The organism is Allorhizobium sp. GW101-3B10 (genome assembly GCF_059424725.1).
Genome location: NZ_JBWKZR010000001.1, coordinates 4,096,240 through 4,119,989, shown reverse-complemented (window position 1 = coordinate 4,119,989; position 23,750 = coordinate 4,096,240). Strand labels below are relative to the sequence as shown.

Here is a 23,750-nt window from a genome sequence, read left to right as displayed (position 1 = left end):
GCGCCGGGCTTCCCCGGGAGCGAACTCCCGGAATGCGTCACATCGTCCGCCTCAGGCGTTGATGTCGTTGTCCTTGGTTTCCTTCAGGAAGATCATGCCGATGACGAAGGTCGCGCCAGCGACGATGATCGGGTACCAGAGACCGTAGTAGATATCGCCCTTGGCGGCGCTCATGGCGAAGGCCGTTGCCGGGAGAAGACCACCGAACCAGCCGTTGCCGATGTGGTAGGGCAGCGACATGCCGGTATAGCGGATGCGGGTCGGGAACATCTCGACGAGCATCGCGGCGATCGGGCCGTAAACCATGGTGACGTAGATCATCAGCACGGTGAGGACTGCGATGACGCCGGTCCAGCTGACCTTGGCCGGGTCGGCGACCATCTTGAACGCACCGCCGTTGGCGATGGTGTAGACGGCCATTTCGGGAGCAGCGGCAGCTTCTTCGGCCGTCAGGAGCTTTTCCTTGACCAGATCGGCCGTCGGAACCATGGCCTTTTCGCCTGCGCGGATGGCAACAGCGTCCAGGGCGAGTTCCGGGTTGCCGGCGACGAAGGCGTCGAGCTTCACATCCGGAACCTTGGCGGCTGCGCGGACCAGCGGATAGCCGTTGGACTGCAGGGCAAGGTTCATGCCCTTCTGCATCTTGGCATCCAGAGCCTTGGACTGGTCGGCCGCCTTGACGGCGTCATAGCTCTCGATGGTGGCATCGCCGATCTTGATCGTGGCAACCGAGCCGGCCGGGCCGGCGACGACATCATACGGAACCGAATTCTTGGTCAGCGTCGAAGTCGCGATGTCGCAGGAGGTGGTGAACTTCGCAGTACCCGTCGGGTTGAACTGGAAGGTGCAGTCTGCCGGATCGGCGGTAACCGTTGCACGGATGCTTTCCTGCGCCGCGAACAGGGCAGGGTTACCGAACTGGGTCATGGCCTTGAAGAGCGGGAAATAGGTGAGAACGGCGAGAAGCAGGCCGGCCATGATGATCGGCTTGCGGCCGATCTTGTCGGACAGCCAGCCGAATACGACGAAGAACAGGGTGCCGATGGCGAGCGCGATGGCAACCATGATGTTGGCGGCCTGCGGGTCGACCTTGAGCACGTTCTGCAGGAAGAACAGCGCGTAGAACTGGCCGGAATACCAGACCACGGCCTGACCGGCGACGGCACCGAGCAGGGCGAGGATGGCGACCTTGGCGTTCTTCCACTGACCGAAGGCTTCGGAGATCGGCGCCTTCGAACGGGTGCCTTCTTCCTTCATCTTCGTAAAGGCCGGGGATTCGTTCATCTTCAGACGAATCCAGACCGAAACGGCGAGGAGCAGCGCGGAGAGAAGGAACGGGATGCGCCAGCCCCAGTCGGCGAAGGCTTCCTTGCCCATGACCGTCTGGATGCCCAGAATGATCAGCAGCGAGAGGAAGAGGCCGAGGGTGGCGGTCGTCTGGATCCACGAGGTGTAGAAACCGCGGCGGCCATGCGGTGCATGTTCCGCAACATAGGTTGCAGCACCGCCGTATTCACCGCCGAGCGCCAGGCCCTGCAGCATGCGCAGGCCGATCAGGATGATCGGAGCGGCGATACCGATGGTGGCCGAACCGGGCAGCAAGCCGACCAGGAAGGTCGAGGCGCCCATGATCAGGATGGTGACGAGGAAGGTGTACTTGCGGCCGACCATGTCGCCGAGACGGCCGAAGACCAGCGCGCCGAACGGGCGGACCAGGAAGCCTGCGGCAAAGGCGAGCAGGGTGAAGATGTTCCGGGTCGCTTCCGGATACTGCGAGAAGAAGGTTGCGCCGATGTAGATGGCCAGCGAACCGTAGAGATAAAAATCGTACCACTCGAAAATCGTACCGAGAGACGACGCAAAGATGACCTTGCGCTCTTCGGCAGTCATGCCCCGAGGCGAGCCGCTAACGGCTGCGACATTTGCCATTGTAATTCCTCCACAAGATTACGTTCCCCGCCGACCGCCGACCCACCACTCCTCCGGGTCGCTATGTCGCGGTTACGGGTTGTTTACAAACTGGCAGAAAACGGGAGAAATCAAGAGAGATGCTTTGGGCTTATGACTTAAGTCTAAGACGCCTGTTCAATGCGGTCGCATTTGCGCTAGAGCGGCTCCGTTTCAGGCCCATTTGCGGCATCCGATGGTTGTGACGCCAGATCGGCTGCGGGATGACGACCCGCAGGGTACCGCTGGGTGCGTGAGGCAGGGGCAGGGCGCCGGCCGCGCTTTTGCTTGACTCTCGGCCAAAACCTTCTAATAGCTCGGCGCGAATAGGGATTCGCTCATGTATTCTTTCTGCTCGCACATTGCCGACAGATCGAGCCTGGCGCACGGCGCCGGGATGGGCATGCGTTTTTCCGTTTCATTCACGACCAAGGCCAAAACGACGACCAAAACCGTCTGACGTCTCTGGCCCCCGCTCTCTCCCCGGCACGGCCGGGGACAAGGAAGGCGCGCCCTGGCGCGGCTCTCCCCCTCACCACCCCGAGGAGAGACAGAAAGAGAGCATATAAATGGGTTTCAAGATCGCTATCGTAGGCGCCACCGGCAATGTCGGGCGCGAAATGCTCAACATCCTCTCCGAGCGCGGCTTTCCCGCCGACGAGGTGGTGGCGCTCGCTTCCGCCCGCTCCCAGGGCACGGAAGTCTCCTTCGGCGACAAGGTGCTGAAGGTCCAGAACCTCGAGAACTACGACTTCACCGGCACCGACATCTGCCTGATGTCCGCCGGCGGCACGATCTCGCAGAAGTGGTCGCCGAAGATCGGCGCCCAGGGTTGCGTCGTGATCGACAACTCCTCGGCCTGGCGCTACGACGCCGACGTTCCGCTGATCGTTCCGGAAGTGAACCCGGACGCCATCGTCGATTTCAAGAAGCGCAACATCATCGCCAATCCGAATTGCTCGACCGCCCAGCTCGTCGTCGCGCTGAAGCCGCTGCATGACTTCGCCAAGATCAAGCGCATCGTCGTGTCGACCTACCAGTCGGTCTCCGGTGCCGGCAAGGAAGGCATGGACGAGCTGTTCACCCAGACCCGCGCCGTCTTCGTCGCCGATCCGATCGAGGCGAAGAAGTTCACCAAGCGCATCGCCTTCAACGTCATCCCGCATATCGACGTGTTCATGGAAGACGGCTACACGAAGGAAGAGTGGAAGGTTCTCGCCGAAACCAAGAAGATGCTCGATCCGAAGATCAGGGTAACCTGCACCGCGGTGCGCGTGCCGGTCTTCATCGGCCACTCGGAATCGGTCAACATCGAATTCGAAAACGAGATCACCGCCGACCAGGCGCGGGAAATCCTGCGCGAGGCTCCCGGTTGCCTCGTCATCGACAAGCACGAAAACGGCGGCTACATCACCCCGCTCGAATGCGCCGGCGAGGATGCGACCTTCATCTCGCGCATCCGCGAAGACGCAACCGTCGAGAACGGCCTGAACATGTGGATCGTTTCCGACAACCTGCGCAAGGGCGCGGCCCTCAACGCCGTGCAGATTGCCGAACTGCTCATCAATCGCGGCCTGATCAAGCCGAAGAAGGCTGCGGCCTGAGCCGTGAATTCCGGCCCCTCGGTCCAGCCGGGCCAGGGGCCGGACACATCTCCGCTTTTCGTGATCGCAAAGAGAGCGAAAGCACTATCGAAACAGCGTCACGCCGCGTGACAGAATCAGCGCTCGCTGGCATGTTGCGGACAAAGTCTTAATCGCAGAATACGAGGCATAGATGCGACTGAACAAGTTCCTGTCGGCGGCGTTTCTCACGGCGGCCGTGTTTTCAACCGCCACGGGCGTGGCTGCTGCGGCTCAATGCGGTAATAATTCGGCCGGATTCGACGCTTGGAAGCAGGAGTTCAAGTCGGAAGCAAGCGCGAGGGGTGTCAGCCCCAAGCTCCTCGACAAGGTCTTCGCCGGCGTCAACTACAACAAAGCGACGATCCGCGCCGACCGCGGCCAGAAGAGCTTCAAGCTGTCCTTCGATCAATTCATGCAGAAACGCGGCGGTGCGACGATCATCTCGCGCGGCAAGGGCATGAAGAAGAACAATGCCTCGCTGTTCGCCAGGATCGAGCAGCGCTACGGCGTGCCGGCCGGCCCGCTGATCGCGATCTGGGGCATGGAAACCGGCTTCGGCTCCTACATGGGCAACGAGCACATTCTCTCGGCCGTAGCGACGCTTGCCTATGACTGCCGGCGCACCGAATATTTTACCGACCAGTTCTATGCGGCGCTGCAGCTCGCCGGAAGCGGCACGCTGGCGATGACCGCACGGGGCGCAGCCCATGGCGAAATCGGCCAGACGCAGTTCCTTCCGCGCAATGTGGTGACGTTCGGTGTCGACGGTGACGGCGACGGCCGCGTCGATCTCGTCCGCTCGCGCGCCGATGCGCTCGCCTCGACTGCCAACTTCCTGCGCGGTCACGGCTGGCAGCCCGGCGGCGGCTATCAGCCGGGCCAGGCCAATTACGGTGCCTTGCAGCAGTGGAATGCGGCCACCGTCTACCAGCAGGCCATCGCCCATATCGGCGCCCGGATCGACGGCGAATAAGCACGCTTGAGGCAGGCCGCTCAGGCCTGCACGGCCCGTCTCTCGGCGGTCAGCACATCGCTTTCGCCATCAAGCGCCACGCGGTTGCGGCCGGCGAATTTCGCCGTGTAGAGCGCGAGATCCGCTCGCCGGATCAGCTCGGGAATAATGTGGGTGCCGATCGGCGCCTCGCCGCTGGCGCAGCCGAAGCTCGCGGTCACCCGCATCACCGTCCCGTTGTCCAGCGCGAATTCCGTGCCTTCGATCGCCTCCCGCACCCGCTCCGCGACCTCGGCTGCGGATTCCAGATGACAGTCCGGCAGCAGCGCGAGAAATTCCTCGCCGCCGTGCCGTGCCAGCAGATCGCCCGACCGGAACATGGAGCGGGCAATCTCGCCGATGCGTTGGAGCACCACATCGCCGGCCTGGTGGCCGTGGATGTCGTTGACCTGCTTGAAGCGGTCGAGATCGAAGATCACCACCGAAACGGCCTGCATGCTGCCTGCCTCCAGGAGAACCCGTGTCATGCCGTCGAAGCCGCGACGATTGAAAAGCCCGGTCAGGTGGTCGGTCTGTGCGGCATTGCGCAATTCCTCGACGAGAAGCTCGCGCTCGCGCAGCAGGCGGGAGGCGAGCGCGACGCCCTTGATCGCAAGCACGATCACTAGGCCCAGCAGCAGCGACAGCACGCCGATGGCACCGACGAGGACGAGCAGCTGATGCCGCGCCGCGGCCGCGAGCGTGTCGCCGGACTGGCGGATCTCGCCGATCACCTGGGCGATACCCCTTTGCCAGAAGGCGACCCTGGCCTCGTTTTCGCGCGTCCAGCGCTGCAATAGCGGGCGCGACGGCAAGGCCGTGCCCGCCAGAATTTCGCGGGTGGTCTCCTTCAGCCACTGTCCCGACGGAGTTTCCTCGAAGTCGAGCATCTGCTTCAGGCTGGCGCTGGAAAGATGCACCGCGAGCTGGTGCAGCGATTCATTCTTCATCGCCGCCGCCCGGACGAACGTGTCCAGGTCGCCGGCCGACAGGGTGCGGCCGCGCAGATATTCCGTTCCGTAGAAGCCGGCGACCAGGCCCGACTCGTTGGCCTTGAGCAGGCTGACGAACATGTGGAGCTTGCGGGACAGCACCGGATCGGCGATCTCGAAGCGCAGAACGTCGACCAGGTCGACATTGATGTCGGATGCCGGCTTATATCGGCCGATGATCTCTTCGGTCACAGCATTGCCGTTGTCGACCCGGATGCGGTAGCGATGGATCCCGTCGACCGCGAGGCGCAGTCTCTCGCCATAGGTCCTGAGCACCGGCCGCTTGTCGCCGAATTCGGCGAGTTCCGTCATCAGCCGGGCGAAGTCCCGGTCGACGGCGCCGCGGGCCTGCTGCAGACGGACAGGGTTCGCCTCGCCGGGCTCGGACAGGTAGCGGATAGTCTCATGCGCCTCGGTCGGAATGGTCGAAGAGCCGAGCCGGCCAGCATCCGAGGTGACATAGGCATAGTTCTTGTCTGCTTCGAGGATGCGCAATCTGTTGAGCGCGCCGTCGATCAGGAGGACGGCCTCGGCGCCCATGACCAGGCCGGGCAGAAGGAGGGCCGCCATGACGACCTTTTTCGTAGCTTGCAGATCCATCCGCACACCTGCCGCTGTCCTGTCGATCGCGAAGGATCGCTCGCAGCCATGGTGGCGAACCACGGCCGAGCCGGACATCTTTACCGGCTCGGCATAAACATTCTCTAAATTAGTAGCAGAAAAGAGGAGAGGCCGAGGCCTCTTCCGTCACGGCTCGAGGCGGACGAAGTCGCGGGTATCCGGGTCCATGATCCACAATTCGCCGTTGGCGATATCGAACCAGGCGCCATGGATCTGCAGCTTGCCGCGCTCCTCGAGGATCTTCACGCAGGGAAAGCTGCGCAGATTGGCGATCGAGTTGCGGATCGAAATCCGTTCGAGTGCCGTCTGGCGTTCGGTGGCGGTCATCACCGAATTGTTCTGCAGCTGCTCGGCGGCGGTGCTGACGAGCCCCATCCACTTGCCGATGAAATCGCCCGGTGAAAGCGGCTCCGCATTCGGATCGAGCGCGGCGCGGATGCCGCCGCACCGGCCATGGCCCATGACGATGATATCGCGGACCCTCAAGGCCTGGACGGCGAATTCGAGCGCGGCCGAGGTGGAGTGGTACTGGCCGTCCGGCTCGTAGGGCGGGACCATGTTCGCCACGTTGCGCACCACGAAGAGTTCACCTGGGCCTGCATCGAAGATGGTCTCGGGCGCGGCGCGGCTGTCACAGCAGGCGACCACCAGCGTATGCGGCTTCTGCCCTTGATCCGCCAAAACGCGATAGCGTTCTCGCTCATCGACGTAACGGCCGCTCATGAAGTTGCGGTAGCCATTGAGAAGAGTGGTTGGGAAGCGCTTCATGTCTTTCCGATTAGCGCGGGCCGGCCCTGAAGGCAACAGCTTCGCGCAAGCTTCGAACGCAAAGCAGCAGAGCGAATCGCGTCTAGCTGCGCTTCGGGCGCTGGGATGGATGCATGAGGTGGCGCATCTGGACAAGCGCCATGGGCGTCGAGAGGCTGGAGGCATCGCTTTCGAGGGTCAGTTCGTCACCGCCGCGTTTGGCGGTGCGCGCCAGCACCTCGAAGACGCTCGCCGTCGTCAGTTGCAGGGCGCGCTCGTCCGGCACGCCGGCCAGCAACCGCGCCAGGAACAGCGCCGAGGTGAGATCGCCGAGCCCGTTGGGCGGATTGTCGATGAGCCGGTGCTCGGCGAGCAGGGCGTGTTTTCCGCTGAGATAGAGATTGCCGGTCCCGCCGGCCATCATCGGCACCGCAGAAGTGACGAGCATGCGCGAGGGACCAAGCGACAGCGCCGCCTCGATGATTTCCGCATTGGACGACAGCTTGCCGCCGACCAGCCATTCCAGCTCGTAGCGATTGGGGGTGGCGACGGAAGCCAGTGGAATGAGTTCGTCACGGATCGCGACCGCCGTCTCCTCGCGGATGTAGAGACCACCGACATCGCCCATCACCGGATCGCAGACATAGAGAAGGTCGGGATCGCGTGCGCGCAGCGCCTTGACCAGCCGCGCCACCGAACGGGCCTGGGCAGCATTGCCGAAATAACCCGTCAGGACGGCCTTCACCTCGGACAGCCAGGGTGCGCGGATAAGGTCGTCGACGGCATGGTCGAAGTCGTCTTCGGTGAAGGTGAGCCGGGTCGACGGACCGTGTCCGGGATGCCACGGCAGCACCACCGTCGGCAGGGCCCAGACGGGAAAGCCGAGGCTCTCAAGGGCAAAAACCGCCGCGCGATTGCCGACCGAGCCGCGCACGACGTGGCTCGAGATGACGATGACCGCGCCCTGCGACTGCTCTGTCATGACTGAAGATCCATTTGGTTGCGCCGTTGATCGGCCCTTTCGCCCCAGCCTGTCAATATCGGCGTCCTCGGTATCGGATATCGGAATGCCGCAAATTTCCACATAGAAAGCTGGGATCGCTCATGTTTCGACAAGAAAATTTATTGTACATGTGCGCAACATGCGAATGACATTGGAGGGAGTGAACAATGGTCGCGAGCAAGAAAACCCGAAGAGAGCAACAATTCGAAAGCGCCCGCCGCATCGCGGTCGCGAATGAAGAGGCTTTCATCGACCCGGGAACTCTCTTCGGCCGTGCCAGCAATGACGACCTCGATATCTACACGCCTGAAATGCTTGCCCTTTCTGCCGTTCGAGCAGCTGCGGACCTGGCAGCCTGGGACGGCGAGACGCCGCGCATCACGATCGAGGCGGCGGATGACGTGACGCCGAACGGCGTTCCCGTCAGCATCCTGTCGATCGTCGATCACAACAAGGCCTTCCTTTATGATTCGGTCATGGGCGAGGTGACCAGCCTCTATCGCGACATCACCATGGCGATCCATCCGATCCTGTCGCTGACGCCCGGTGGAGAGATCAGCCTGTCGGTACCGGAGCAGGAGGCGGAGGGAGCGATCCGCGTCAGCTACATGCAGATCCATCTCGCGCCGCTCAGCGCCGAACAGGCGCGAGCGCTCGAGGAAAATCTCGCCGGCGTGCTGGCCAAGGTGAAGATGGCCTTCACCGACTGGAAGCCGATGCTCTCGCTGCTCGACGCGGCGATGCAGGAACTGTCGACCACCGTCGCCGGGCGCCGCAAGGCCGACCGCGACGAGGCGCTCGCCTTCCTCGACTGGCTGCGCAAGGACAATTTCACCTTCCTCGGCATGCGCGAATACATCTATTCCGGCGAGGGAGCCGACGCCAAGGTCGAGCGCAGCCTCGGCCAGGGGCTCGGGATCCTGTCCGATCCGGACGTGCTGGTGCTGAGACAGGGCAGGCATGCGGTGACCACCACGCCGGAAATCCTCGCCTTCCTGCAGGGCCCGGACTTCCTCATCGTCACCAAGGCCAATGTGAAGTCGGTCGTGCATCGCCGCGCCTACATGGACTATGTCGGGGTGAAACGCTTCGGGCCGGACGGCAAGGTCATCGGCGAGCTGCGCATCGTCGGCCTGTTCACCGCCACCGCCTACACGCCCTCGGTCAACCAGATTCCGCTTCTGCGCGCCAAGGTCGAAAAGGTCATCAGCCATTTCGGCTTCGACCCGCAGAGCCATTCCGGCCGTATCCTCGAAAACACGCTGGAATCCTATCCGCGCGACGACCTGTTCCAGATCGACACCGAGCTGCTGGCCAAGTTCTGCGAACAGATCAACGATCTGGCGGAGCGGCCGCGCGTGCGCGTGTTGCCGCGCATCGACCAGTTCGACCGCTTCGTGTCGCTGATCGTCTATGTGCCGCGCGAAGACTACAACTCGATCGTGCGCGAAAAGATCGGCAACTATTTCAAGACCGTCTACGAGGGCCATGTCTCGGCCTATTATCCGGCCTTCCCCGAGGGCGGCGTGGCACGCGTCCACATCATCATCGGCCGATCGGAAGGCAAGACGCCGCGCATCGCCCAGGCCAAGCTCGAGGAAGCCGTGCGCGAGATCACCGCACGTTGGGACGACCGGTTCGCCACGCTCGCGGGCAGCGACGCGCCGCGGCTTTCCGTCACCCAGGCGTTCCAGGAGGCCTTCACCGCGGAAGACGCTGTCGAGGACCTGCGCCATATCGAGGCCTGCCTCGACGGAGTGCCGATCTCGATCGCCTTTCATGAGGTCGAGGGCGAAGACCGCGCGCTGCTCTATCTCAAGATCTTCCACGCCGGCGCGCACCTGCCGCTCTCACGCCGCGTGCCGCTGCTCGAAAACCTCGGCTTCAACGTCATCAGCGAGCGCACCTTCGACATCGGCATCAACGAAGGCACCGAACGCGAAGGTCTCGTGGTATTGCACGACATGGAACTGCAGGTGCAGGGCGGCCGCGGCTTCGATATCGCCACGCAGGGCCGGATGCTGGAGGAAGCCTTCGTCCTGGCCTTTACCGGCACGCTCGACAACGACGCCTTCAACCGCCTCGTCATGGCGGCCGGCCTGACGGCACGCCAGGCCAACGTGCTGCGTGCCTACGCCGCCCATCTGCGCCAGTGCGGTTTCGTCTACTCGCCGCGCCACATCGCCGATACGCTCTACAAGCATCCCGGCATCACCGCGACGATCCTTTCGCTGTTCGAACTCACCTTCGATCCGAAGCTTTCCGACAAGGCCCGCCAGCGCAAGCAGGCGGACGCCCGCAGCGAGCTCGAAACGGCGCTCGCCTCGGTGCCGAGCCTCGACGAGGACCGGATTCTGCGCCGCTACCTGAATTCGGTCGAGGCGACGCTGCGCACCAACTATTTCCAGCCGGCCTATGCGGCCGGCAATCGCCCGATGCTGGCCTTCAAGTTCGATCCGCAACGCCTCGAAGGCCTGCCGGAACCGCGGCCCTTCCGCGAGATCTTCGTCTACGGCGTCGAGGTCGAGGGCGTGCACCTGCGCTTCGGCAAGGTCGCGCGCGGCGGCCTGCGCTGGTCGGACCGCGCCCAGGATTACCGCACCGAAGTGCTCGGGCTGGTCAAGGCGCAGCAGGTGAAGAACGCCGTCATCGTGCCGGTTGGCGCCAAGGGCGGCTTCTTCCCCAAGCAACTGCCGGTCGGCGGCAGCCGCGATGCCTGGCTTTCGGCCGGCACCGAAGCCTACAAGACCTATGTCACGACGATGCTGTCGATCACCGACAACATCGTCGGCGGCAAGATCGTGGCGCCGGCCGACACCGTGCGCCTCGACGAGGATGATCCCTATTTCGTCGTCGCCGCCGACAAGGGCACGGCCACCTTCTCCGACACCGCCAACGGCCTTGCCCAGGCGGCAGGATTCTGGCTCGACGACGCCTTCGCCTCCGGCGGCTCGGCCGGCTACGACCACAAGAAGATGGGCATCACGGCGCGTGGCGCCTGGGAAGCGGTCAAGCGCCACTTCCGCGAGATGAACATCGACATCCAGACGACCCCGTTCACCGTGGCCGGTGTCGGCGACATGTCGGGCGACGTGTTCGGCAACGGCATGCTGCTGTCGGAGAAGATCCGTCTGGTTGCCGCTTTCGACCACCGCGACATCTTCATCGATCCGGATCCGGACATGGCGGCCTCCTTCCGCGAGCGCAAGCGCATGTTCGCCCTGCCGCGTTCCAGCTGGCAGGACTATGACAGGAAGCTGCTGTCGAGGGGCGGCATGATCATTTCGCGCGCGGAGAAATCCGTGACGTTGACGCCCGAGGCCGCCGCCGTGATCGGTCTCGACAAGACGGTGGCGACGCCTCTCGACATCATGAACGCCATCCTCAAGGCCCCGGTCGATCTCCTGTGGTTCGGCGGCATCGGCACCTATATCAAGGCCGCCGACGAGGCCGACGCCGATGTCGGCGACCGCGCCAACGACGCCATCCGCGTCACCGGCCCGGAAGTGCGCGCCAAGGTGATCGGCGAGGGCGCCAATCTCGGCGTCACCCAGAAGGGACGTATCGCCTATGCCCTGAGTGGCGGTCGGTTGAATTCGGACGCCATCGACAACTCGGCCGGCGTCAATTCCTCCGACGTTGAGGTCAACATCAAGATCGCCCTTTCCCCGGCGCTCGCCGACCAGCGGCTGACCCGCGAAAAGCGTGACAAGCTGCTCGCCGAAATGACCGACGAGGTGGCAGCGCTCGTGCTGCGCAACAACTACCTCCAGTCGCTGGCGATCTCGCTGACGGAGCGCAAGGGTGCCGTCAATCGCGAGGAACTCGGGCGGCTGATGAGCTATCTGGAAGAGCTCGGCCGGCTGAACCGCAAGGTCGAGGTCCTGCCCGACAACGCGACGCTTGCCGACCGCTACGCCTCGGGCAAGGCGCTGACCCGCCCCGAGATCGGCGTGCTGCTCTCCTATGCCAAGCTGGTGCTGTTCGATCAGCTGGTCGCCTCCGACCTGCCGGATGATCCCTACTGCGAGAGCGCGCTCACCAACTACTTCCCCGCCCGCATGCGCAAGACCAATGCGGCGGACATTGCCGGGCATCGCCTGCATCGCGAGATCATCGCGACCGTGCTGGCGAACCATGTCATCAACCGGGGCGGCCCGGCCTTCATCGCAACCGTCGGCGACGCGACGGGGGCTACCCCGGAGAAGATCGTCAAGGCTGCGCTGATCACCCGCGACGGGTTGCAGCTTCCGGCCATCTGGGAAAAGATCGACGCGCTCGACGCCAAGATCCCCGGCGAGACGCAGAATCGGCTGCACGCGATCGTCGCCCGCGTCTATGCCGGCGTCACCCGCCTGCTGGTCGAGACCGGCATGGCGACCGGCGACCTTTCCGAGGCGCTGGCGCGCCTGAAAGCAGCAGTCAAGGCCTCGAAACAGGCCTTCGGGGCAACACTTCCCGCCAATCTCCGCGTCATGTTCCAGCATGAAGTCGCAGACCTCGTGGAGGCCGGATCGCCGGCCGACATCGCCGAGGAAGTGGTCGGTCTCCTGGCGCTGCTGCTCGTGCCGGAAGTGATGCAGATCGCCGCCCGCACCGAGGCGCCGCTTGCCCGCGTGATCGAGGGCTACTTCGCCGTCTCCGATGCGTTCCGGATCGACCGCATTCTGGCCGCCGGCAGCCGCATCGTCAGCGGCGACCACTATGAAAGCCTGGCGCTCGCCCGCAGCATGGACCAGATCGCCGCGGCACGGCGCAACATCGTGGTGTCGGCCTTTGCCCAGCATGGGCGCGAGAAGCAGCCCGTCCATGCCTGGCTGTCGGCCCAGCGGCATCGGGCCGAGCGGCTCGGTGGCGAACTGGCCACGCTGAGCGAGGCCGGCGAGACCAGCCTGGCGAAGATCGCGGTCGCCGCCGGCCTGCTCAGCGATCTTGCGAACAACGGGACAAAGTGACAGTCTCTGCCTCGATCGATCGGGGAAGGGACCTTGCGTGACGAACATGGCGGATGTGACGGGGGAGCGCCGCGGCGGGATCTATAGCCGCGGCGTGGTGGGCTGGATGCTCTTCGACTGGGCGGCCCAGCCCTTCTTCACGGTCATCACCACCTTCATCTTCGGCACCTACTTCGTCTCGCGCATGACCAGCGATCCGATCGCCGCCCAGGCCACCTGGAGCAACATGGCGACGATCTCCTCGATCATCATCGCCGTGCTGTCGCCGGTTCTCGGGTCGATCGCAGACGAATCCGGCTCACGAAAACCGTGGATCGCCTTCTTCGCGACGATCAAGATCGCAGCCCTCTGCCTGCTCTGGACGGCCGCGCCCGGTTCTTCGGTCGCCTTCATCGTCCTGCTCATGGTTCTCGCCACGACATCCGCGGAGTTCTCCATCGTGTTCAACGATTCGATGATGACCCGGCTCATCGGCCAGAAGGACGTGGGCCGCGTGTCCAACATCGCCTGGGGCATGGGCTATCTCGGCGGCATGATCGTGCTGATCAGTGTCGTGCTGTTCATCGCCGCGAGCCCGGAAACCGGCAAGACCATCCTCGGCACCACGCCGCTGTTCGGGCTCGATCCGGCGACCGGCGAGGATGCCCGCATCACCGGGCCGATCTCGGCTCTGTGGTATCTGGTCTTCATCCTTCCCATGTTCTTTTTCACGCCCGATGCCACCCGCGGCAAACCGCTTGCCACCGCCGTGCGCTCCGGGCTCGGGGAGCTCGGCAGCACGCTCCGGGAGCTGAAGCACAAGCCGGGCGTCTTCCGTTTCCTGATCGCGCGGATGATCTATCAGGACGGCGTCAATGGCCTGATCATCCTCGGCGGTGTCTTTGCCGCGGCGATGTTCGGCTGGCATACGCTGGAAATCGGCATCTACGGCATCATCCTCAACATCATCGCCATCTTCGGCTGCGTGGCGGCGAGCTCACTCGACCGGTGGCTCGGGTCGAAATTCGTCGTGGTTCTGGCGCTGCTGCTGCTGCTGGCCGCGACGCTGGGGATGATCTCGACGGGACCGGACTTCACGCTCTTCGGACTGATCAACCTGCCGATCGCATCCACTGACGGCCTGTTTTCGACCCCGGCGGAAAAGGCCTACATCCTCTACGGCCTGCTGATCGGCATTTCCTTCGGGCCGGTGCAGGCCTCCTCGCGCTCCTATCTGGCGCGCAGCGTCAGCCCGGCGGAAGCCGGGCGCTATTTCGGCATCTATGCACTCTCCGGCCGCGCCACGAGCTTCATGGCGACGCTTTCCTTCTCGCTTTTGACCTATTGGACGGGATCGGCGCGCATCGGCATGGCGAGCCTGATCGTCTTCCTGTTGGGCGGCCTGCTCATCCTGCTGAAGACGCCCTACCCGGCGGCCCATCCGGCAAAGCCGCTCGAAACATGAAAAAAGGCCCGGTCTCCCGGGCCTTTTGCTTGCCGATCGAGACGAACCGCGATCAGTGGCGGAAATGGCGGATGCCGGTGAAGACCATCGCCACATTGTGTTCGTCGGCAGCGGCGATGACTTCGGCATCCCGCATCGACCCACCCGGCTGGATGACGGCCGTGGCGCCGGCGGCAATGGCGGCCAGCAGGCCGTCGGCGAAGGGATAGAAGGCTTCGGAGGCGACCGCGGAGCCCCTGGTCAGCGGTTCGGCCAGACCGAGCGCCTTGGCGGCATCCTCGGCCTTCAGCGCCGCGATGCGAGCGGAATCGACGCGGCTCATCTGGCCCGCCCCGATACCGGCCGTCTGGCCGTCTTTGGCATAGATCACCGCATTCGACTTGACGTGCTTGGCGATCTTGAAGGCGAACTTCATGTCTTCCAGCTCGGTTGCCGTCGGGGCACGCTTGGTGACCACCTTGAGCTCGAGGTCCTCGACCATGACATTGTCGCGCGACTGCACGAGAAGACCGCCGGAAACCGTCTTGGCGACGATGCCGCGGGCGCGCGGGTCGGGAAGCGCGCCGGTGGTCAGCAGGCGAAGATTCGGCTTGGCGGCGATGATCGCCCTGGCCTCGTCGGTGACCGAAGGTGCGATGATCACTTCGGTGAACAGCTTGACGATCTCCTCGGCGGTTGCCGCGTCGAGCATCTGGTTGAGCGCGATGATTCCGCCGAAGGCCGAGGTGGAATCACAGGCGAGCGCCCGCTTGTAGGCCTCGACCAGGCTCGGGCCGGTGGCAACGCCGCAAGGGTTGGCATGCTTGATGATGGCGCAGGCCGGGCCGTTTTCGGCCGGGAACTCGGCGACGAGTTCGAAGGCCGCGTCGGTGTCGTTGATATTGTTGTAGGAAAGCTGCTTGCCCTGCAGCAGGGTCGCGGTGGCAACCCCCGGGCGCTGGTCGCCGGTGACATAGAAGCCGGCGCTCTGGTGCGGGTTCTCGCCGTAGCGCATCGCTTCCTTCAGCGAACCGCCAATGGCGCGATACTGCGGCATGTCGATCGACAGGGCCTCGGCGAACCAGTTGGAGATCACCGCGTCATAGGCGGCGGTGCGGGCGAAGGCCTTGGCGGCGAACTGCTGGCGCAGCGCGTAAGTCGTCTGGCAATCGTCGGCCTTCAAGGCGTCGAGCAGGGCCGGATAGTCCGACGGATCGGTCAGAACGGTGACGTAGGCATGGTTCTTGGCCGAGGCGCGGATCATCGCCGGGCCGCCGATGTCGATATTCTCGACGGTGGTCGGATAATCGCCGCCGGCAGCACGGACTTCCTCGAACGGGTAGAGGTTGATGACCGAGAGGTCGATCGCCTCGATGCCGTGCTTGCGCATGGCCTCCGCATGCTCGGCGTCGTCACGGATCGCCAGCAGGCCGCCATGCACGTTGGGATGCAGGGTCTTGACGCGGCCGTCCATGATTTCCGGGAAGCCCGTGACATCGGAAACGTCGGTGACCGGCAGTCCGGCCGCGGCGATCGCCTTGTGCGTGCCGCCGGTGGACAGCAGGCGAACGCCCATGGCGTTCAGCGCGGCTGCCAATTCCACGATACCGCTCTTGTCGGACACCGACAGCAGGGCTGTGCGGATTTTGACGCGGTCGGGAACGGGGATTTTCTTGGATGCGACGGCCATGGTTCTGCTCCGATCTGATCTGCCGCGCCGCTTGAGATGGGAGATCGCGAGCGCGATGCCGCCGCCTAGCACAGCTTCTCCGCCGATGGAACAGTTCTATGCGTGATGGGCGAGAAACCAGCGTATTTCCGGCCCCTGGAAGGAAACTTCCAGCTGGTTCGACGGCCGCACGCCCGAAGCGTCGGCGAAGAACACGTCCTCGCCGATCACCAGTTCGCCCGAAGGAATCGAAAAGGTCCAGCTCTCGCCATCCGGCGCCAGCATCCGGACCTTGCGATCATCCACCCGCTCGAGGGTGATGGCCGGATGGATATGGAAGCGGGCGACCGCCGGCTCCGGCGGCGGCTCGGTCGAGGGCGTGCCGTCGGGCAGCAGGAAGCGGTCGCGGCCGGCGATCTTGTTGCCGGCCTCGTTGACGCGGATCTCGCGCTCGTGCAGCACGCCGAACTTCGCCAGATAGCCGTCATGGCTGAGGCACAGACGATCGCTCGCATCCGGGCCGGTCTGGCGCGACACGTCGACCTTGTTCACCCCGGCAACCATGACCGGGCCGAGATAATCGGATTCGGAGAACCGCGCCGACGAGGCCGTGCCGATGCAGACGGTCGAATGCGCCGCCGTGGTGCGCGCCAGCTGCCGCAGCTTTTCGCCGGCAAAGCGCGGCGAGCCGCTATTGATGATGAAGCGGTGGCGGCCGGAGGAGAGCTCGAAGGAGAGACAGCCGGCATGGGCCGTGCGGGACAGGTCCGACGAGATCGGCAGGCCGGTATCGACCAGCAGCACCGTGCCGCCCGCCGTCATGCGGTGATATTGCGAATGGGGCAGGGCCTTGAACGGCTGACCGGCCGTTTCGTCGTAGCGCAGCACCGACATCAGATCATTGGCGAGCGTCGAGCTTGCCCCGTTGAACAGGGCGAGATCTCCGCTTTGGTGGCGGAAGAAGCGGATGGCCGGATACATGCGGTCGATCGCCGGAATCAGCTTCATCGGCACATCATGGCCGAGATTGATATAGGTCTGCCGGAGCGGCAGAAGGTCGAACAGCAATTCGACGGCGGCCTGGGGATTGCGCGACACATGGCCGCCATCCGGCAGGATCTGGCGATCAATCTCGCGATTGAGATCGCGCGCCGCGCGCCGGATCCTCGACGCGCGCGTTTCCATCGAGATCGACGCCATGGCGAGCGCGATGCGCAGTCTGAGCCGCGGCAGGCCGGCCGGCGCGTGGCGGGCGCAGCGCCTGAGATAGCGGACCTGGAAGGACAGGCTCGACAGGAAGCGCTTGTAGAAGCCGCTGTCGGCATCCTGCAGCACCACGGTCGAGTGCGAAAGCCAGGCGATGATGCGCTGGGCAATCACGTCGGCCTCCCAGGCCACGCCGCCGATCCGCGAGCCGTGCAGCTCGATCCAGTCGTCGACGATGGCGCGGGCATTGGCGCAGGCCTGCTCGCTCTTGTCGGACCGGATATGACGCAGCCAGGAGAAGGCATGAAGCCGGATAGCGAAATGGTGGGATGGCAATTCCAGGAGGAAGGGCGACTGGTTGCCGGCATCGAGCACGCGGCCGGCCAGCGGGAAGCGTCCCTCGTAGATCTCTTCGGCGACGAAGGGATCGATGGCGCGCAGGTCGGTCGGCGCGACGATCAGCCGGCCGGGCGCCGCACCGGGAAGGCCGATCGCCATGGCGCGCGGAAGCGCCAAACCTCGGACGAACCGCCGCCAGGTTTCCGCGATATAGAGATAGGCCAGCCTCTGGCGTAGCGTCAGTCGCATCATCTTCCCAAGCCGTGGCACTAGATCCCGTCCAGCGCGGAAGCCGCTTGCGGCTGTCCTGCCTTGATCCGTTCCGTCGTCTGCCTCGATGACCGGGTCAGGCCCGTCAACACGTCGCCGCAACACCCGATCGATGAGTCGGCGAGTGTGCATTCCCTCAAAGTCTAACAATTCTAGTGAAATTTCCGTTAAATTTTAGCGATGACGCACGCATAAAAGCCGTCAAGCCCACCCGCGTCGGCAAGCATGGCCGGGGTGGTGCGGAATTCGCCAAGCGGGGTGATGGCTTCCTCCAGGCCGGGCCAGTCGGCCGCGTCGATGGCGACGCGACGATAAGCGGGGCTGTCGGCAAGCACGCGCGCGACCATGTCCTCCCCTTCGAGCGGATCGAGCGAGCAGTTGGAAAACACCACGACGCCGCCCGGACCGACCAAGGTCAGCGTGTGGCGCAGCAGCTTCTCCTGGAGCTCGGCAAGCTTGGCGATGTCCACCGGTCCCTTGGTCCAGGGCACGTCCGGATGACGGCGCATCGTGCCGGTGGACGAGCAGGGCGCATCGAGCAGGATGGCATCGAAGGGCTTTTCAGGGTGAAAGTCGAGCAGACTGGCCAGCACGCAATCGGCCTTGAGGCCGAGGCGGGCCAGATTGCCTTCGAGCCGCTTCAGGCGCGATTGGGATTGCTCGACGGCCGTTACCTCGGCGCCCATGGCGATCAGCTGCGCGGTCTTGCCACCCGGCGCGGCGCAGAGATCGGCCACGCGCTTGCCGCTGATGTCGCCGAACAGTCGGGCAGGAATGGCGGCTGCCGCATCCTGAACCCACCAGGCGCCGTCGTCGAAGCCTTCGAGCGTGGGGATCGCACCGCGGAACTTTTCCAGGCGCACGCTGCCGGTCGGCAGAACCTTGCCATTGAGTTTGTCGGCCCACATCTGGGCGTCCTGCTTGACCGTGAGGTCGATCGCCGCCGGCTGCAGCTGCGCTTCGGCAATGGCGAGCGCGGCGTCGTGGCCGTAGACGGCCGTCAGCCGGTCGAGGAACCAGGCAGGCAGGCAGGGCAGGGCGCCGACCGATTGAAGCAATGCTTCCTTCTCGCGGCCGATGCGGCGCAGCAGGGCGTTGACGAGCTTGGCGAAACGCCGATTGCGCGGGTCGCGATTGGACTGTTCCACCGCGAGATCGACGGCGGAATGATCCGGCACGTCGAGATAGAGCATCTGCGCGGCGGCGACGATCAAAAGGTGCTTGAGCGAACGGGCGCCCTCCGGCAGCGGCGTGTCGAGCAGGCTGTCGAGGATCGCCTCGATGCGCGGCAAATGGCGAAGCGCGCTGTGAAGAATGGCGCGGACCAGGGAACGGTCGGCCTCGGAAAGCTCGCGAATCGCCGGATTGCCGTGCTCGGCATCGAGCATGCCGTCGAGCGGCGTCTTCTTGTCGACCACGGCACCAAGGATCTTGGTCGCCGCGATTCGCGCATCCAAACCTGCCTTCGGTTCAGGGACGGGCCGGTAACTGCCGCCGGCCGGCCGGGCCGACTTCGCATTTCTGGATTTTCCGCGCGATTTTTCGTCGTTCAAGACCATGGTCCCCTAGGTGGTTCGGAGCCACCGCGGCCCCACCCGGTATTCGGCACGGAACGCGATTTACGGGGCGGATTAGCAGTGCGTTCGGGCCGCGTCGATCCCCCAACTCCGGTTTCCGGCATATCGAGCAGTGCGGCGATGCGGTTTTCGGTGTTGGGATGGGTGGAAAACAGATTGTCCATGCGCTGGCCGGACAGGGGATTGATGATGAACATATGCGCCGTCGCGGGGTTTCGCTCGGCATCATAGTTCTCGATATGCGAGGCATCGCCGGCGATCTTCTCCAGCGCCGAGGCAAGGGAACGCGGGCTGCCGCAGATCTCGGCGCCGCGCCGGTCGGCGGCATATTCGCGGGTCCGGCTGATCGCCATCTGCACCAGCATGGCCGCAAGCGGCGCGACGATCATGGCGATCAGCACACCGACGAAGCCGAGCGGATTGTTGCGGTCGTCGCGATTGCCGCCGAACAGGAAAGCGAAATTCGACAGCATGGAGATGGCGCCCGCGAGTGTCGCCGTCACGGTCATGGTCAGGGTGTCGCGGTTTTCCACATGGGCGAGTTCATGGGCCATGACGCCTGCGACTTCCTCCGGCGTCAGGCGGCGCAGTAGACCGGTCGAGGCGGCGACGGCGGCGTTCTCAGGGTTGCGGCCGGTGGCGAAGGCATTGGGCTGCGGATTGTCGAAGACATAGACGCGGGGCATGGGCAGGCCGGCATTGGCCGACAGGTCGCGCACCATGCGGTAGAATTCCGGCGCGGTGCTCTCGTCCACCTCCTGGGCGTGGTAGGCGGAGAGCACCATGCGGTCGGAATTCCAGTAGGAGAAGAAATTCATGCCGGCAGCAACGACGAAGGCGATCAGCATGCCCGTCTGGCCGCCGATCAGGTAGCCAACTCCCATGAACAGGGCCGTCATGAAGGCGAGCAACATGGCGGTACGCATCATATTCATCGCTTCTCTCCGTCGTTGGGCGCAAATGGCGGATCGCCGCTTGGTTGGCGCGCCGGACTGCACTAGATGTAAATGGCCCAAGCCAAGTTTCAATGATCGCCGGAATGAATCGGACATGAGCGCAAACGCCGACAACGACAATCTGCAGACCGCACCGGACCAGCCAGGCGCCGACCAGCCGCCCCGCAAGCCGCTGACCGAGGCGGCAAAGCGTGCTCTGGCCGAGGCGGAAGAGCGCCGCAAGGCCGAGCAGAAGGCGGAGCCTGCGCCTGAGATCGGCGGACGCGGCGGCGCCGATCCGGCCCGCTTCGGCGACTGGGAGATCAAGGGTCGGGCGATCGACTTCTGATCCGAATAAAAGCCTATTGATCCCAGTGCATGATAGGAATACATTCCCTTCATGCGCAATCACCCTTCCCACGTCACGATTTTCGTTCTGCTGTCCCTCCTGGGCACGCTGCTCGGCGCTCGGCACGGCGTGGCCGCCGACAAAATCGCCGGCCCGGTCGCAGCCGAGCTGATTCGCGTGATCGACGGGGACACGGTGCTGGTGAGCGCCATGCCCTGGCCGGACCATCACGTGACGACCTATGTGCGGCTGCGCGGCATCGACGCGCCGGAGCTGAAATCGCGCTGCCCGGCAATCCGCAGTGCCGCCGAACAGGCGCAGTCGACCCTCACAAACCTCCTGAACGCCTCCCCCGTCGTCGCGCTCACCGAGATTTCCGGCGACAAGTATTACGGCCGCGTCGTCGCGGCGCTCACCCTCGCCGACGGCAGCGATCCGGCCGAGGCCCTGCTCTCCGCCGGCCTGGTCGATCCCTACCGGGGCGGGCGCAAGAAGACCGTCGCTTGCTCCTGACCAGCTGCCACGCGCAAGCGCCAACTGCCGATGGTTGGTGGACAAGGAGGATCGCATCGTCTTCAATCGCGGTTCTGCCGAATTGACCGTCGAGAAGCCCCATCGCAAACCCGCTTGCCCAGCTGCTGATCCTGTTTCTCCTGCTCCTTCCGCCCAAGGCCGCCGAAGCCGAGGCGACGTCGGCGGACTTTCCGCTCCGGCTCGCAGCCGGGCGGACCTGCAAGCAGGTGGCGAGCTGCGCCGAAGCGGTAGAGCTGTGGTGCAGCGGCTATCGCCGCGCCGATGGCGACGGCGACGGCATTCCGTGCGAGAACATCTGCCACTCGCGCGCCGAAGTCGATGGAATCCGCGAGGCGATCGGCTGTTGAGGCCTTTAATGCAAAAGGCCCCTCCGGAGGAACGGAGAGGCCCTGTGGATTGCAGTGGCAGGCGCGATCAGGCGATCTTGTTCTGCCGGTTGGCGATCAGATCGTCGACAACGCCCGGATCGGCCAGCGTCGAAGTGTCGCCGAGCGCGCCGAAATCGTCCTCGGCGATCTTGCGCAGGATGCGGCGCATGATCTTGCCGGAACGGGTCTTCGGCAGGCCGGGGGCGAACTGGATCTTGTCCGGCGTCGCGATCGGTCCGATTTCCATGCGCACGTGCTTCACCAGCTCCTGGCGCAGGGCATCGTCACCGTCATGCTCGGCCATCAGCGTGACATAGCAATAGATGCCCTGCCCCTTGACCGGATGCGGATAGCCGACAACCGCGGCTTCCGAGACGAAGTGGTGCGACACGAGTGCCGATTCCACTTCGGCCGTGCCGAGGCGGTGGCCCGAAACGTTGAGCACGTCGTCGACGCGGCCGGTGATCCAGTAATAGCCGTCCTCGTCGCGGCGGCAGCCGTCACCCGTGAAGTACTTGCCCTTGTAGGTGGAGAAATACGTCTCGGCAAAGCGATGATGATCGCCGTAGATCGAGCGGGCCTGACCCGGCCAGCTGTCGGTGATGCAGAGATTGCCGTCGGTCGCACCCTCGAGCACGTTGCCCTCGTTGTCGACCAGCTGCGGCTTGATACCGAAGAACGGCAACGTGGCCGAACCCGGCTTCAGGTCGGTCGCGCCCGGCAACGGCGAAATCAGGATGCCGCCCGTTTCCGTCTGCCACCAGGTATCGACGATCGGCGACTTCTGCTCGCCGACGACGTTGTAATACCATTCCCAGGCTTCCGGATTGATCGGCTCGCCGACCGAACCGAGCAGGCGGAGCGAAGAACGCGAGGAGCGCTTGACGAACTGGTCGCCGGCACCCATCAGCGAACGGATCGCGGTCGGCGCGGTGTAGAAGACATTGACCTTGTGCTTGTCGATGACTTCCCAGAAACGGCCCTGGTCGGGGAAGTTCGGGACGCCTTCGAACATCAGCGTGGTGGCGCAATTGGCCAGCGGTCCGTAGACGATGTAGGAGTGGCCGGTGACCCAGCCCACGTCGGCGGTGCACCAGTAGATTTCGCCGTCCTTGTAGTCGAAGACGTATTCGTGCGTCATCGAGGCATAGACGAGATAGCCGCCGGTGGTGTGCACGACGCCCTTCGGCTTGCCGGTCGAGCCGGAGGTATAGAGGATGAACAGCGGATCTTCCGCCTTCATCTTGACCGGCGGGCAGTCCGGCTTCGCCTTGGCGGTTTCCTCGTGATACCAGAGGTCGCGGCCCGGCGCCCAGCCGATCTTGCCGCCGGTGCGGCGCACGACGAGAACCTTGTTGACGATCACATACTGCTTGGCGGCGATGTCGATCGCGGTGTCGGTGTTTTCCTTGAGCGGAACCGGCTTGCCGCCGCGCAGGCCCTCGTCGCAGGTGATGACGAAGGTCGATTCGCAGTCGACGATACGGCCGGCAAGCGCGTCCGGCGAGAAGCCGCCGAACACCACCGAGTGGATCGCGCCGATGCGGGCACAGGCCAGCATGGCATAGGCTGCTTCCGGGATCATCGGCATATAGATGGTGACGCGGTCACCCTTCTTGACGCCCTGGTCCTTCAGCACGTTGGCCAGGCGGCAGACATTGTCATACAGCTGGTTGTAGGTGATCTTCTTGTCGATATAGGGATTGTCGCCTTCCCAGATGATCGCGGTGCGTTCGCCGTGGGTTTTCAGGTGACGGTCGATGCAATTGTACGAGACGTTGGTGAGGCCGTCCTCATACCACTTGATCGACACCTTGCCCTTGAAACTGGTGTTCTTCACCTTGGTATAGGGCTTGAACCAGTCGATCCGCTTGCCATGCTTGTCCCAGAATTTTTCCGGGTTTTCGATGCTCTCCTCGTACCATTTCAGGTACTTGTCCTTGTCGATCAGGGCACGGTTCTTCGCCGATTTGAGCACCGGATATTTCTTGGCTGACATGAACACCTCCTCATGTTGACGCGCCAACTATTCTACACGCCGCGGGCACTCCTCCCGAGACCTCTGTGCTTCATTCATAGCAGCTAAAGGCGCTACAGCAATTAGACAAAGGTCATTCTCAAGCAGATGAATTGCATTCCTCCCCTTTTGGAGCTATATAGCGCCTTGATTTCCGGAAATTGTGGTTGAGACCCACGGCC

Annotated in this window: 17 protein-coding genes; 8 read left to right on the top strand and 9 right to left on the bottom strand. The window is 64.1% G+C overall.

Translation table 11 applies throughout. From position 1 onward, the window contains the following. Window positions 1-51: 51 nt before the first annotated feature. Complete coding sequence (locus AC07Y0_RS20275; RefSeq protein WP_498679467.1) at window positions 52-1,929, bottom strand: MFS transporter; 1,878 nt, start codon at window positions 1,927-1,929, stop codon at window positions 52-54. A 587-nt stretch (window positions 1,930-2,516) separates the two neighbouring features. Between AC07Y0_RS20275 and AC07Y0_RS20270 the strand changes: the two genes are divergently transcribed. Further along, on the top strand, window positions 2,517-3,551 hold the full coding sequence (locus AC07Y0_RS20270) for an aspartate-semialdehyde dehydrogenase (RefSeq protein ID WP_498679466.1): 1,035 nt from the start codon (window positions 2,517-2,519) through the stop codon (window positions 3,549-3,551). A gap of 172 nt (window positions 3,552-3,723) precedes the next feature. Further along, entirely contained in the window at window positions 3,724-4,545 is an 822-nt protein-coding gene (locus tag AC07Y0_RS20265; protein ID WP_498679465.1) for a lytic murein transglycosylase, read from the top strand. 20 nt (window positions 4,546-4,565) lie between these two features. Here AC07Y0_RS20265 and AC07Y0_RS20260 read toward each other — a convergent pair whose 3' ends face one another. Next, on the bottom strand, window positions 4,566-6,125 hold the full coding sequence (locus AC07Y0_RS20260; RefSeq protein ID WP_498679464.1) for a GGDEF domain-containing protein: 1,560 nt from the start codon (window positions 6,123-6,125) through the stop codon (window positions 4,566-4,568). Between AC07Y0_RS20260 and AC07Y0_RS20255 the strand changes: the two genes are divergently transcribed. Then, the gene (locus tag AC07Y0_RS20255) at window positions 6,124-6,252 is read left to right on the top strand and encodes a hypothetical protein (RefSeq protein ID WP_498679463.1); all 129 of its coding nucleotides are present in this window, start codon (window positions 6,124-6,126) and stop codon (window positions 6,250-6,252) included. The two genes, AC07Y0_RS20260 and AC07Y0_RS20255, sit on opposite strands and share 2 nt — an antisense overlap. A 50-nt stretch (window positions 6,253-6,302) precedes the next feature. Here AC07Y0_RS20255 and AC07Y0_RS20250 read toward each other — a convergent pair whose 3' ends face one another. Continuing rightward, window positions 6,303-6,944, bottom strand: a complete 642-nt coding sequence (locus tag AC07Y0_RS20250; RefSeq protein WP_498679462.1) for a carbonic anhydrase — start codon at window positions 6,942-6,944, stop codon at window positions 6,303-6,305. 82 nt (window positions 6,945-7,026) lie between these two features. Further along, on the bottom strand, window positions 7,027-7,905 hold the full coding sequence (gene pdxY / locus AC07Y0_RS20245; RefSeq protein WP_498679461.1) for a pyridoxal kinase PdxY: 879 nt from the start codon (window positions 7,903-7,905) through the stop codon (window positions 7,027-7,029). Between the two features lie 188 nt (window positions 7,906-8,093). On the opposite strand from pdxY, the gene AC07Y0_RS20240 reads away from it, so the two are divergent. Then, window positions 8,094-12,881 (top strand): NAD-glutamate dehydrogenase, encoded by a 4,788-nt coding sequence (locus AC07Y0_RS20240; protein ID WP_498679460.1) that lies wholly within the window; start codon window positions 8,094-8,096, stop codon window positions 12,879-12,881. 37 nt (window positions 12,882-12,918) lie between these two features. Next, entirely contained in the window at window positions 12,919-14,325 is a 1,407-nt protein-coding gene (locus tag AC07Y0_RS20235; protein WP_498679459.1) for an MFS transporter, read from the top strand. Between the two features lie 52 nt (window positions 14,326-14,377). Here AC07Y0_RS20235 and purH read toward each other — a convergent pair whose 3' ends face one another. The 4 genes from purH to htpX all read right to left on the bottom strand — a co-directional run bounded on the left by purH (window position 14,378) and on the right by htpX (window position 20,300). Next, window positions 14,378-15,994 carry a bifunctional phosphoribosylaminoimidazolecarboxamide formyltransferase/IMP cyclohydrolase gene (gene purH, locus AC07Y0_RS20230; protein WP_498679458.1) on the bottom strand — a complete coding sequence of 539 codons (1,617 nt, stop codon included), beginning with the start codon at window positions 15,992-15,994 and terminating at the stop codon, window positions 14,378-14,380. A gap of 96 nt (window positions 15,995-16,090) precedes the next feature. After that, window positions 16,091-17,767, bottom strand: a complete 1,677-nt coding sequence (locus AC07Y0_RS20225) for a heparinase II/III family protein (RefSeq protein WP_498679457.1) — start codon at window positions 17,765-17,767, stop codon at window positions 16,091-16,093. Between the two features lie 188 nt (window positions 17,768-17,955). Then, a complete protein-coding gene (locus AC07Y0_RS20220; RefSeq protein WP_498679456.1) occupies window positions 17,956-19,347 on the bottom strand; it encodes an RsmB/NOP family class I SAM-dependent RNA methyltransferase in 1,392 nt (463 codons plus the stop codon). Further along, window positions 19,338-20,300, bottom strand: coding sequence for a zinc metalloprotease HtpX (htpX, locus tag AC07Y0_RS20215; RefSeq protein WP_498679455.1), 963 nt, complete (start codon window positions 20,298-20,300; stop codon window positions 19,338-19,340). The genes AC07Y0_RS20220 and htpX overlap by 10 nt, the downstream gene beginning before the upstream one ends. A 115-nt stretch (window positions 20,301-20,415) precedes the next feature. Here htpX and AC07Y0_RS20210 point away from each other — a divergent pair, with 115 nt between their 5' ends. From AC07Y0_RS20210 to AC07Y0_RS20200, 3 genes are all read left to right on the top strand, one after another. Beyond that, complete coding sequence (locus tag AC07Y0_RS20210) at window positions 20,416-20,649, top strand: DUF1674 domain-containing protein (RefSeq protein ID WP_498679454.1); 234 nt, start codon at window positions 20,416-20,418, stop codon at window positions 20,647-20,649. A 51-nt stretch (window positions 20,650-20,700) separates the two neighbouring features. Continuing rightward, on the top strand, window positions 20,701-21,162 hold the full coding sequence (locus AC07Y0_RS20205; RefSeq protein WP_498679453.1) for a thermonuclease family protein: 462 nt from the start codon (window positions 20,701-20,703) through the stop codon (window positions 21,160-21,162). Window positions 21,163-21,263: 101 nt separating this feature from the next. Further along, window positions 21,264-21,530 carry an excalibur calcium-binding domain-containing protein gene (locus AC07Y0_RS20200; RefSeq protein ID WP_498680290.1) on the top strand — a complete coding sequence of 89 codons (267 nt, stop codon included), beginning with the start codon at window positions 21,264-21,266 and terminating at the stop codon, window positions 21,528-21,530. A 67-nt stretch (window positions 21,531-21,597) separates the two neighbouring features. On the opposite strand, the gene acs is transcribed toward AC07Y0_RS20200, so the two are convergent. After that, entirely contained in the window at window positions 21,598-23,550 is a 1,953-nt protein-coding gene (gene acs / locus AC07Y0_RS20195; protein ID WP_498679452.1) for an acetate--CoA ligase, read from the bottom strand. Window positions 23,551-23,750: the final 200 nt, after the last annotated feature.

Excerpts from the sequence above, each read along its gene's own strand:
- AC07Y0_RS20275 (WP_498679467.1), bottom strand. The coding sequence starts at position 1,929 with ATGGCAAATGTCGCAGCCGTTAGCGGCTCGCCTCGGGGCATGACTGCC.
- AC07Y0_RS20270 (WP_498679466.1), top strand. The coding sequence starts at position 2,517 with ATGGGTTTCAAGATCGCTATCGTAGGCGCCACCGGCAATGTCGGGCGC.
- AC07Y0_RS20265 (WP_498679465.1), top strand. The coding sequence starts at position 3,724 with ATGCGACTGAACAAGTTCCTGTCGGCGGCGTTTCTCACGGCGGCCGTG.
- AC07Y0_RS20255 (WP_498679463.1), top strand. The coding sequence starts at position 6,124 with ATGACGACCTTTTTCGTAGCTTGCAGATCCATCCGCACACCTGCCGCT.
- AC07Y0_RS20260 (WP_498679464.1), bottom strand. The coding sequence starts at position 6,125 with ATGGCGGCCCTCCTTCTGCCCGGCCTGGTCATGGGCGCCGAGGCCGTC.
- AC07Y0_RS20250 (WP_498679462.1), bottom strand. The coding sequence starts at position 6,944 with ATGAAGCGCTTCCCAACCACTCTTCTCAATGGCTACCGCAACTTCATG.
- pdxY (WP_498679461.1), bottom strand. The coding sequence starts at position 7,905 with ATGACAGAGCAGTCGCAGGGCGCGGTCATCGTCATCTCGAGCCACGTC.
- AC07Y0_RS20240 (WP_498679460.1), top strand. The coding sequence starts at position 8,094 with ATGGTCGCGAGCAAGAAAACCCGAAGAGAGCAACAATTCGAAAGCGCC.
- purH (WP_498679458.1), bottom strand. The coding sequence starts at position 15,994 with ATGGCCGTCGCATCCAAGAAAATCCCCGTTCCCGACCGCGTCAAAATC.
- AC07Y0_RS20225 (WP_498679457.1), bottom strand. The coding sequence starts at position 17,767 with ATGCGACTGACGCTACGCCAGAGGCTGGCCTATCTCTATATCGCGGAA.
- AC07Y0_RS20220 (WP_498679456.1), bottom strand. The coding sequence starts at position 19,347 with ATGGTCTTGAACGACGAAAAATCGCGCGGAAAATCCAGAAATGCGAAG.
- htpX (WP_498679455.1), bottom strand. The coding sequence starts at position 20,300 with ATGAATATGATGCGTACCGCCATGTTGCTCGCCTTCATGACGGCCCTG.
- AC07Y0_RS20210 (WP_498679454.1), top strand. The coding sequence starts at position 20,416 with ATGAGCGCAAACGCCGACAACGACAATCTGCAGACCGCACCGGACCAG.
- AC07Y0_RS20205 (WP_498679453.1), top strand. The coding sequence starts at position 20,701 with ATGCGCAATCACCCTTCCCACGTCACGATTTTCGTTCTGCTGTCCCTC.
- acs (WP_498679452.1), bottom strand. The coding sequence starts at position 23,550 with ATGTCAGCCAAGAAATATCCGGTGCTCAAATCGGCGAAGAACCGTGCC.